Genomic DNA, 11,612 nt, shown 5'->3' with positions numbered 1-11,612 from the left:
CGTAATATTTTAAATATAAAGAGGACCAATCCATATTAAGGATTGGCCCTCTAATTTTGAGAATGGGGATTTATATCCCAAACTCCATTTGATTATAGAATTTATTCCAAATTCAGATAACAGCTTTTAGTCATTAAATGTTCTTTTATCTATTTTACTTTTCGCTTTTTCAGACTTCTTGTTTTGTAATCTGTTTTTTGAATATGTTGGCACTTCTTGGTCAGAATTAGCTGAAACAGTACTATTATTACTAGAAGATTGCTTATTTATACCTTGTTCAGCATTATCATGAACAATTATACCATCTTTAAAAGACACACTTTTGTGTGTTTGTTTAACACGTTGTTCTGCAGCTTGAGGTGCATTATTAGTTGAAGCTTGACCATGTTTATCTGCAGAATTTTCTACTTTATTATTATTTTCTACTGCATTATCTAATTTCTTTGTAACTAAATTAGGTACCTTTTGATTAACTTTGGCTGTTAGCGTTTCAGGTTCTAATAAATCAACTGTCTTTTCAGCTACCTTAGGATCTTTAGACATTGCATCACGTTTTTGGTTAGCTGCTAATGCTAATCCTGTAGCAGTAATACTACCTGCAACTGTTGCTGATTTTAAACTATTTGTTGATTCAGCTTCAGTACTTTTAGTAACTAAATTAGGAACTGTCTTTTTAGAATTAGATTTTACATTTTCTTCAGCTACAAGTGCATTTGTGTTTTCCTTAACTGTCGCGTCATTTTTTAAAGCTTTATTTTTCTCTTCAGCAGCATTCGCTAATTTTGTAGCCGATACTGTACCATTTTTTGATGTTTCGTCAGAAGATGATGCAACTGTAGAATCAGATAAATGATGTGTTTCTGACTCTTGCTTAATTGCATTTTTTTGAGCATTTTTTTCACTTTCAGTTGGTTGTGCTTGTACATCAATATTGTTTAAATCATCATCTGATGCTTCACTTGATTTTTGTTCAGTTAATGTTTCTTGTGCTTGAGGTGACGTATTAGATAAGTTGTGTGTAGCCGTCTCTTGTTGAATAGCAACTTTTTGTGCATCTAATTCATTGTTTGTAATTGCTTTTTCTTTTATGTGCGCAACTTGACGTTCTGCTTCTGCTTTATCATTTTCAGTTTCTTTAACTACATTTGATTTGAATGCTTTTTTATTTTTAGGATCGGATTTATCACTTTGACGTGATTTACTAATAGAAACCAACCCTACAGCCGAACCTATCACTGCACCCACTATAAATCCATAAACAAACACATTTCTAGCGCCAGATGTAAAATATTTTGGAACTTCATAACTTTCTAAATTTCTTTCGAAATCATCTCGATTATAGTACTTCATAATTGAATGCCTCCTATAACAAATGCACTTAAATAAGTTTATACCTCATTTAAGTGCATTTGTTTTTTAAGTATATAAATGATTAATGGTCAACACGTGTAGTATAGCTATGATTTGCATCATCTGCTACGCTACTTGCTTTATAATTTGCACTTTCTCTACGATTTCTTCTGTTTTGCCATTTGTCAGCAACTTCCATTGCAACGTTTGACCATTGTACAACTTGAGAAATTTTATCTTCATTTTGAGAAATATTGTGCGTGATTGAGTTTGTAACTCGATCAACAGAACCATTTAATGTTTGAACTGAATCACCGATACCTTTCACAGCATCAACGACAGAGTTTAAACGTTCTGATTTATCTTGAATATCTTCAGTTAAGCGATTCGCTTTATGAAGTAAGTCAGTAGATTCACGTGTAATCCCTTGAATTTGTCCTTCAACTCCATCAAGAGTTTTAGCAACGTGATCTAAATTTTTCTTAACTGAAAGTAATACAACAACGATTCCTATACATAATACTAAAAAAGCAATCGCTGCAATTATTCCAGCTATAGGTAAAATCCATTCCATTTAAAACGCCTCCTAAAAAAACATATGTTGTTATTTAATATAAATACCCACATCATTTTAACATAAACATATTAAAATGAGGTAGTTACACCGATATTTTCCATATATGCACGTTGGATTTTTTGTATATCGCCTGCACCCATAAATAAGATAACTGCATCTTTATACTGTTCTAACGTATTTACACTTTGCTCATCAATAAGCGTGGAATCATCCACCCTTTTAACTAGGTCTTGAATAGTTAGTTCGCCATTATTTTCTCTTATTGATCCAAAAATTTCACATAAAAATGTTTTATCAGCAAGATTTAAACATTCAGCAAATTCTTCTAAAAAAGCCTGTGTTCTACTGAAAGTATGTGGTTGGAAAACAGCTATAACTTCTTTATTAGGATATTTTTTTCGTGCTGTCTCAATTGTAGCACTAATTTCTCTCGGATGGTGAGCATAATCATCCACTAATATTTGTTTACCCGCTTTTGTTTCATTAAATCTACGTTTTACACCACCAAATGTTTCTAACGCTTCTTTAATATTATCAACATTTAATCCTTCTAAATAACTTATTGCTATTACAGCAAGTCCATTTAAAATATTATGATCCCCAAATTGTGGAGATAAGAAAGTATCATAAAATTTATTATTAATATAAACATCAAATTGTGTACCTTTTTCACTAATTTGAATATTATCCGCATATATATCATCATTTTCAGAAAATCCATAATAATAAATAGGTACATCTGCTTTTAAATCACGAAGATATGGATCATCTCCCCAAGCTATAATTGCTTTTTTTACGTTATGTGCCATTTCTTGAAAAGCATTAAAAACGTCATGTACATCTTTAAAATAATCTGGATGATCAAAATCAATATTTGTCATAATTGTATAATCCGGATGATAACTTAAAAAATGTCTACGGTATTCACATGCTTCAAAAGCAAAGTAATCACTAGCAGGAATACCTAGACCTGTACCGTCTCCAATCAAGAAAGAAGTCTTTTTATCTCCGTTCATAACATGTGATAGTAAGCCAGTTGTAGACGTTTTACCATGTGCACCTGTTACCGCAACAGAAGTGTATTGATTAATAACATGACCTAAAAAATCATGATAGCGAATTACTTCTAAATTTAAATCGTGTGCGCGCACTACTTCTTCATGCGTATCAGGAAAGGCATTACCTTGAACAATGACCATATCTTCCTTTATATTATCTGCGTCAAAAGGTAGGATTTTTATACCTTTATTTTTTAATGCTACTTCTGTAAAAACATAATTCTTTATATCTGATCCTTGTACTTCATTTCCAAGATCATGCATGATTTGTGCTAATGAACTCATACCGGCACCTTTAATGCCGACAAAATGGTAATGTGTCATTGTAACACTCCTTTATCTCTATATTAATTATCATTCAAATCAGACTCAGTGATATACACATCTCTAGGTTTAGAACCGTTTGCTTCCGAAACATAACCTAACTGTTCTAGTTGGTCTACAATTCTAGCAGCGCGATTATAACCGATTTGGAAATGTCTTTGTATCAGTGAAGTAGAAATATGTCCTTCTTGTACCATAAATCGACATACGTCGTCGAATAAATCATCTTGCGGATGACTTTCTACTTTTTTCAACAATTCTTTTTCTTCAAAAAGATAATCAGGTTCACGTTGTTGTTTAATAAAATCAACTACATCATCAATTTCTTCATCAGAAACGAAAGTTCCTTGTACACGTATTGGTTTGTTCATTCCACTTCCTAGGTAGAGCATATCCCCATAACCTAATAAGCGTTCTGCCCCACCACTATCTAAAATCGTACGTGAATCTACACTTGAAGATACCATAAAGGCAATTCGCGTTGGTATATTCGCTTTGATTAATCCTGTAATTACGTTTACAGATGGTCTTTGTGTTGCAACTAACATATGAATCCCGCATGCGCGTGCTTTTTGTGCAATTCGTGCAATTGATTGTTCAACCTCTTGTGGTGCCATCATCATTAAATCAGCTAATTCATCTATTACTATAACAATTTTTGGCATTCTATCTTCATAATTTGCCTTTTTATTAAAAGCAGTTATATTTCTAACATGATATTTGGCAAATACTTTATATCGACGTTCCATTTCTTCAACTGCCCATTTTAAACTTTGTGTAGCAGCTTTAACATCAGTAATAACAGGGGATACCAAATGTGGCAAGCCATTATATGGTGCCAACTCAACCATCTTAGGATCGATAAGTAATAACCTTAGTTCTTCAGGATGATTTTTATACAATAATGACATTAAAATGCTGTTAATAGATACAGATTTACCTGAGCCTGTAGCACCAGCAATTAATGCATGAGGTGTTTTTGCTATATCCATTACCAACGGCTCATTATTAATTCTAAGTCCCATAGCAACTGTTAATTTAGATTCAGCATTTTTAAATGTATTATCTTCTATAATAGAACGTAAATTAACAGGTGTTGAAGACTGATTTGGCACTTCAATACCTACTAAACTCGTACCTGGAATAGGTGCTTCAATACGTATATCTTTTGCTGCCAATGCCATTTTAATATCATCTTGTAAGTTAGTAATTCTAGATACTTTCACACCTTTTTCAACAGACAATTCAAAACGAGTCACACTTGGTCCTTCCGTAACAGTTTGAACTTCCGCAGGTACATTGAAATAATAGAATGCTTCATTTAATTCTTGTTTCTTTTCTTCAATCCATTGATTATCTATTTCATGCACTTTAGGTTCATCAAGTAAATCAATACTTGGAAGTTTAATATTCGGACCTTTTCTTATTGTCGTTTTACTTTCTTGAGATGTTTGCGTATTTTGGCTTGGCTGACCCACAGAATTTGAATTCTGAGACTTCGTATCATCAACTGATTGATTGTCTAAATGTGTGGATTCAAGATTTTGTGTTTTTTCACCATGTTCGTTATCTATAGCTTCATCTTTCAGACCTTTATTGGACTGTACATCCTCAGTCAATATTTCAGATTGCGCATGCTTATCCGTAATTTTTGACTTATTATCGTCAGAAGCATTTACTTCCACATTATTTTCGGTATGCATTTGTTGATGATAAGAGGCAGTTGTTTCATCTTTTTTCGTTTGTGTTGATTTATCTATATTATCATCTGATTGTTGTAATTTAACCTCATTTGAGTTGACAGAAGTATTCGTGTTGTTAAGATTTTTTTTAGCATCAAGCATTCGTTTTTTATCAGATGGTGTCATCACTACATTGAAAGGTTTGCTCCCTTTCAATCTAGTTGCTTTTTTATGTTGTTGATTCCTTTGTTCATCACTATTAACCTTAGCTACTGGCTTATCATGAACTTGCTGCGCTTCATCATCTTTATTCTCTGAAATCTGTGCGTCGTTAACAAAAGTATTTTCACTAGTTCTATCCGCTTCAGTATTAACAGATGAATCTTTCTGATATCGTGAAACATTTTTATTTAAATCATCAGAGTCACCATCATTTTGCTCATCTTCTTTTTCAAAATGATGGTTTGTATACATTGATGTATCATCCACAGAATAATCATTTTCATTTTTTGATGTTTTCACTTCATTATTGTGCGTTTGTTGAGTTGAATCAAGCGTATTTTGTGACATATCATTTTGAACATCTGAAATTTCTCTATACGTTGCATCCGAAATTTCAGTATCACCGATAGATTCTGTTGCGTTTTCATCATTTTGTTGTTGAATGTTAGCTGTTTCTTCACGATTACTATCTTGATAAAGATTTGTATCTTCATTAGCTTGACTCGTTGATGTTTCTGTAATACTTGATTCATTTTCTACATTGACAGATTGTTTCTCACTTTCATCTGACTCAATATCTGATTGGTTATTGTCAATGTTATGTACATCACTTATATGATCTAAATTAATTTCTTGATACTTGTATTGTGACGTATCACTTTGGCCATCAGCATCATTTTTTTCATTTGTATCTTTATCAGACATTTTTTTTGCATAGTCTGTATTACTATTATTATTTTCTGCTCCGTCTAATGAACTTTCTCCAATATATTGTTTTGCTTGTTGTGCATACATTTCATCAATTGCTTTTTGAATTGTATCTTCGTCATCTTGTTGATTTTCTTGTCGCTTCTGTTGCAATGCTTTCTTAAACTGACGTTTTTGAAGCACTTTACGCTCACGTTCTCTACGAATTTCTTCAACAATTTGAGACGCGTAGATATTTTCTATATTGATTGTATTGTTCTTTTTAGGTGTAGTTGTTGATTGTGATACATGATCTTGTTGCATAGATTTATTTTGCGTTTGTTCTTTGCTCTTTTTAAATGATGGTTGTTCACTATCAACTTGAGAAGATTGATCAAACGTTGATTCATCAGTGACACTTTGATCATTGTTAGAATTTGGTTTTTGTTCTTCTTGCATTTCACTCTCATTATCATCTGTAAAACGATTATTAGGTTTTATCACACCGTTTTCTAAAGGATGTGGTTTTTTAGTTCCAAAAATAGCGGAAGGAACTTCGCTCGCTTTAAATTCGCTTTTATGATATTGAGGTGTAGTAGGCTCATGTTTTTTTGTACTATATCCACTTCCGTGTCCAGTACCGCCTAAAACATCTGTTTGAATTCTTGTTCTTTTTCCTTTGTGTTGTTTCTTTTCTTTACGAATTTCATTATCTAATGACGCATTTGTTTTACTACGTGATGATGGATAAGATTCTGTAGATGGTTGATTAAATTTATCTGTAGTTGTTTCATCAGCCATTTGTCTCCGTCTTCTATAGTGGTGATTCTCAGTATGATGATTAGATGACTTATGATTGGAATTTTTAAATTCATTTTCTGATGATGCTTTATTAGCGTCCTCAATGTCACTATTTTCTTCTAAAACACGCATTGGAAATCTAAATTTTCCTTTGGGTCTCTCATAAACATCGTTATTTTGAGGAAGTAATGTGTCTTGATGTTCTTGCTGCATATTCTTTTGGCGTCGTTGGTTTCTTTTATTTAGATAATCTTTATTAGGATCATTTTCTTCTCCAAATAATTTGTCGAACCAGCTCATTCGGACATTACCTCCTTCTATTCTTCAAAAAATGCCTGTCCAACTTTGTATTCATCAGACAATACCATAATACCTTTTTCCTGTGGAGCATTTGGTAAATTTAATTCTTTCATAGAACAAATCATTCCACTTGAATCTACACCACGTAATGCTGCATCTTTAATAACCATGCCACTTGGCATCACAGCTCCTACTTTTGCTACAACGACCTTTTGTCCTGCTTCAACATTCGGCGCTCCACAAACGATTTGTAGCTTTTCTGTTTCTACATCTACATTTAATACACTTAATTTATCTGCATCTGGGTGTTTGTCTTTAGTTTCAACATAACCGACAACAAATTTTGGTGATAAATCTGCGTTTAATTCAAATGTGAAACCAGCATTATTAATTGCTTTTTGTAAGTCATGAATCAAATTTTCATCCAATTTTATATGACCTTTTCCAGTAATATTAGAGACCTTTGATGCATTGAATATATTAAAACCTACAACCTTATTATCTTGACGAATTTCAACTACATCATTCTTTATTTCATAAGTAAATTCACCTGTTGTGGGTTCAATTTGTAAAAAAGCTACATCTCCTACAGCTTCTTTATTGTAAAATAAATTCATTTTTTTAACTCCTTATTTCTTATCTTTATTTTCATATTGTTTTCTAGTTGCTTCTAATCTTTGGATGACATCTGGGTTTCTTTTTTGTTTATTATTTTTACCTAGTATAAATATTGGTTCAAAATGTCCTTTATCATAAGCTAATGACAGTGATGTGATTGGAACTAAACCTTTAGTGAAGAATTCCATCGTTAAATGTGCCATGACATCAAAACCTGTTTTATTTCGTATATCAGCAATAATTAACACATCTTGATGTGGTACTGCTACCAACATTTCACCTTCACATTGAGCTTGTATGTCATTTAAAAAGGTATTATTTAAAATTCTACTTGCATCATAGCCATCATTTGAATTTACAAAATAGAAAATATTACCTTTAACTTCATCAGTTTTATATTTGTTTTCAAGTTTCCTAACATTAAATAATGCCATTTCTTTGACTTGTTGTTTAGTAAGATTTAATTTTTCTAACATTTGTTCATCTATTAATCGATAAGATTTTCCTAAATCTACTGCATAATAAATATTTGTTTCTGCAGTATGTTTATCTATAACAAAAGAATTACCTTCTTTGTCTTTTTTATCAAAACTAGGGGATCTTAGTACAGGCATTATCTCAATATTCTCTGCATCAGATAAAGCCTCCCCTTTCATTTGTTCAATCGCTTCTTCAACATAATATACAATTTCATCTACAATGTTTTCTTTTTGTTCTTTATATTTCGCTACAATTGTAGAAATTTTGACAGTAACACCTTTGCCATTATCATTTCTAGATACGCGTAGTGTTTCTTCATCACGATTAAAACTAAATTTAACATCTAAATGTTTCAATCTATCTTTTAATTTATCTCTCATTTGAAAGACATTCATCGTTAACACTCCTATTTACGTGTCTTTATACAGTTTACAATAAATATACCCTTAGGAACAGAAAAAAAGTAAGTTCTAAGGGTATATTTTTAGCGTACACATTTATACATTTAATTCACTTTGTTTTTATAAAGAAGCTAAAAATTCATCTATCTGTTCAATGGATTTACGTTCTTTGCCAATATAACTTCCAATTTGTTGTCCATTACTAAATACTAAAAAACTAGGAATGCCCATAATACCATGTTCAATACAAATATCTATAAATTTATCTCTATCCACTGATATGAATTTATAATTTGTATACTTTGCTTCAAGTTGTGGTAGGTCTGGTTCAATCACTTTACAATCCGGACACCAATCAGCAGTAAATAAAAATACTGTGTGTCCTTTTTTTAATTCTAAAAATTGTTGTTCATTTTCTAATTGTTCCATCTAATCACTCCAAAACATTATTTATACTGTAAAGTATTTATTACTTCATTATCTAAATTTTTAACTGATTGTAATATTAAGCTTCTTGCAGCATCATAATCGCGAAAATCAAATACTGCATTTGTACTGTGAATATAGCGTGCACAAACACCAATAACTGCAGTTGGTATACCTATGTTTGCTTTGTGAATTTCTCCCCCATCTGTACCACCTGGAGACATATAATATTGATGAGGAATTTTAAATTTGTTTGCTAAATCTAACAGCAAATCTCTAAACGTTGGTTTTAGTATCATTGTTCCATCTTTTATACGAATTAAAGTCCCTTTTCCCAGTTCACCGGAAAGATTTTGCTTTCCTTTCATATCATTTGCTGGTGAACAATCTACTATAAAAGCAACATCTGGATCAATTAATTCGGCAGAGGCTTTTGCACCTCTTAAACCAACCTCTTCTTGGACATTTGCACCAACATATAAATCAAAATCTAACTCTATATCTTTTAATAATTCTAATAATTCTATACCAATTAAACAACCATAGCGATTATCCCATGCTTTACTAGCAAACCTATGCTCTGATAATTGTGTAAATGGTGTGTCTGGAACTATAGTATCACCTATTTGAATGCCTCGATTTATGACATCTTGTTCGTTTTCACAGCCTATATCTAATAATAAATCCTCAATTTTTGGTGCGCCTTCGTTACCTGTTCTAAAATGTTTCGGTATATTTGCTACGACTCCAACAATTTCTTCGTTGCTTCTTGATTTTACCTTTAGCCTTTGACCTTGCCAAATATCAGTTGCTACTCCACCTAAATTAGTGAATTGTAAAAACCCATTATCTGTAATGTTCGTTATTAAAAAACCTACTTCATCCATATGAGCAGCAACCATTATTCTTTTAGGATCTTTAGATTTAGATCGTTTAACCCCATAAAAACCACCCATACGATTATAAACAAAATCATCTACATACGGTGACATCTCATCTTTCAAATATCCTTTAACCTCATCTTCAAATCCTGGCGCGCCATGTAATTCCGTTAATATTTTCATTCTTGATAGTGTTTTACTTTTGTCTATACTCAATGACATTCACTCCTTAATATTTATTATATCATCTTCATTATGTTAAACTATAAATATGAATTTATTGGGGGTAGATTGTAATATGTTGAATAAAAAAAGTTGGTTCTTCATCGGCTTAATCCTAATAACAACTATTGTTGGATCAATTTATTTTTATACTCGCCAAAAGCAACTACAAAATCGTAATCCTGAAATTATTATTTCAGATGTAAAAACTTATTTTATGAATGTTGTAGGTTCTTACATATTAAACGAAACGATAATGTATCAAAATGCTGGCGATCAATTAGAAGTCTTTCAAGGTGGTATCACTACCCTTCATAATGGCAAACGCACTTATTATGATTTTTATGCTAATGCTAAAAGCGGTGAAGTGATAAACATCGTTGAATGTAAATGATAAATGGTTAAAGTTATGAACATGTTTGTATCATGTAGTAATTGATTATTGACTACATTGAAAGAAATAAACTATATCACTGCTCAAGGCAAGAAGACATTGTTTGTATTTTTTGTTAAAGATATAGTGCTATTTCAAATGTTCAAAACTTTAACCTTTTACTTTATTTTCTAGTAATATAATGTTCGATTTCAGAGGGTTCTTTTGGGTTAAATTTTACAGCAAAGTAATTCACATCATGATAATATAAGAACCAGTAATTTTCTAAAATAAATCTAGGTATCATGCGTTCTTTTTCTCTTATAGACTGCATTGGATAATCATCGTAGGCAGTTACCCATAGCGGATTTTTGTGAGCGACTGTGGGAAAAATATCTCCCATATGCACTGCTTTTTCTCCTTCACTTTCAATTGTAATAATAGAATGGCCGTAACTATGACCTCCTGTATGGTACATATTAATCCCTTTGACTATTTCAATTTCATTTTCAAATAACAATAATTTATTGGAGAAATCACCATTATTTTTCTGCCAATACGTTGATTTACTACGTATATTAGGACTAATAAACTCTTGCCATTCATCTTGTTGAATAATATGAATCGCATTTTTAAAAACCGCACGTCCTTCACTATCAGTTAATCCTGACGCATGATCAAAATGTAGATGTGACATTAATACATAATCAATATCATTCGTCGTCAAATTAAATAATTTTAACTCTTCTTCTATGTTACTTTCATAATGCACACCAAATATTTTACGCTCTTTTTCCGTAAGCTTTTGATTACCTATACCAGTATCAATGATGAAGTTAAATTCTTCTGTTTGTATTAATATCGGATGTGTAGGTAATGGAATCCGATTGTCCTCACTCAGTTCATATTTTTTTGTCCATAAAACTTTGGGTACTACACCAAACATCGCTCCCCCATCAATGTTCGTAATACCGCCGTTAAGGTAATGTATCTTGAAATTTCCTAATTTCATAACCAATCCCCATTTCTTAATTTAATTACTAATCACTTAATATAGTAATATAATACTTGTTACACGTAAAATAACGAATTTATTAATCCTCCTGCTATAATCATTTCTTTGCGATTTTACAACACATTGACAATCATGAATTTGTATATGTGAAAGACTACAGGCTCGAGCCATATCCCCAGGCAAGCATGTACGGCC

10 protein-coding genes are annotated in these 11,612 nt (G+C 31.8%); 1 reads left to right on the top strand and 9 read right to left on the bottom strand.

What is annotated here, in order from left to right; genetic code table 11:
• Positions 1 to 126: 126 nt before the first annotated feature.
• From CD032_RS12555 to CD032_RS12520, 8 genes are all read right to left on the bottom strand, one after another.
• On the bottom strand, positions 127 to 1,350 hold the full coding sequence (locus CD032_RS12555) for a hypothetical protein (RefSeq protein WP_103211525.1): 1,224 nt from the start codon (positions 1,348 to 1,350) through the stop codon (positions 127 to 129).
• 82 nt (positions 1,351 to 1,432) lie between these two features.
• Positions 1,433 to 1,924, bottom strand: a complete 492-nt coding sequence (locus tag CD032_RS12550; RefSeq protein ID WP_019467698.1) for a DUF948 domain-containing protein — start codon at positions 1,922 to 1,924, stop codon at positions 1,433 to 1,435.
• 71 nt (positions 1,925 to 1,995) lie between these two features.
• Positions 1,996 to 3,309: a UDP-N-acetylmuramate--L-alanine ligase gene (murC, locus tag CD032_RS12545; protein ID WP_019467699.1), complete on the bottom strand. Its 1,314-nt coding sequence runs from the start codon at positions 3,307 to 3,309 to the stop codon at positions 1,996 to 1,998.
• A gap of 23 nt (positions 3,310 to 3,332) precedes the next feature.
• Positions 3,333 to 7,001 carry a DNA translocase FtsK gene (locus CD032_RS12540; RefSeq protein ID WP_040030102.1) on the bottom strand — a complete coding sequence of 1,223 codons (3,669 nt, stop codon included), beginning with the start codon at positions 6,999 to 7,001 and terminating at the stop codon, positions 3,333 to 3,335.
• Between the two features lie 17 nt (positions 7,002 to 7,018).
• The gene (ytpR, locus tag CD032_RS12535) at positions 7,019 to 7,618 is read right to left on the bottom strand and encodes a YtpR family tRNA-binding protein (RefSeq protein WP_040030101.1); all 600 of its coding nucleotides are present in this window, start codon (positions 7,616 to 7,618) and stop codon (positions 7,019 to 7,021) included.
• A gap of 12 nt (positions 7,619 to 7,630) precedes the next feature.
• Positions 7,631 to 8,494 carry a DUF1444 domain-containing protein gene (locus CD032_RS12530; RefSeq protein WP_103211524.1) on the bottom strand — a complete coding sequence of 288 codons (864 nt, stop codon included), beginning with the start codon at positions 8,492 to 8,494 and terminating at the stop codon, positions 7,631 to 7,633.
• Positions 8,495 to 8,620: 126 nt separating this feature from the next.
• On the bottom strand, positions 8,621 to 8,929 hold the full coding sequence (locus tag CD032_RS12525) for a thioredoxin family protein (RefSeq protein ID WP_019467703.1): 309 nt from the start codon (positions 8,927 to 8,929) through the stop codon (positions 8,621 to 8,623).
• 17 nt (positions 8,930 to 8,946) lie between these two features.
• Positions 8,947 to 10,029: a M42 family metallopeptidase gene (locus tag CD032_RS12520; protein WP_401537629.1), complete on the bottom strand. Its 1,083-nt coding sequence runs from the start codon at positions 10,027 to 10,029 to the stop codon at positions 8,947 to 8,949.
• Positions 10,030 to 10,105: 76 nt separating this feature from the next.
• Here CD032_RS12520 and CD032_RS12515 point away from each other — a divergent pair, with 76 nt between their 5' ends.
• Positions 10,106 to 10,423, top strand: coding sequence for a hypothetical protein (locus CD032_RS12515; RefSeq protein ID WP_019467705.1), 318 nt, complete (start codon positions 10,106 to 10,108; stop codon positions 10,421 to 10,423).
• 163 nt (positions 10,424 to 10,586) lie between these two features.
• On the opposite strand, the gene CD032_RS12510 is transcribed toward CD032_RS12515, so the two are convergent.
• Positions 10,587 to 11,414, bottom strand: a complete 828-nt coding sequence (locus tag CD032_RS12510) for a YtnP family quorum-quenching lactonase (RefSeq protein WP_019467706.1) — start codon at positions 11,412 to 11,414, stop codon at positions 10,587 to 10,589.
• Between the last annotated feature and the right edge of the window lie 198 nt (positions 11,415 to 11,612).

This window comes from Staphylococcus cohnii subsp. cohnii (genome assembly GCF_002902365.1).
Classification (GTDB): Bacteria; Bacillota; Bacilli; order Staphylococcales; family Staphylococcaceae; genus Staphylococcus; species Staphylococcus cohnii.
Note: the sequence above shows the minus strand (reverse complement) of the source record. Positions and strands in the feature narration are given on the sequence as shown.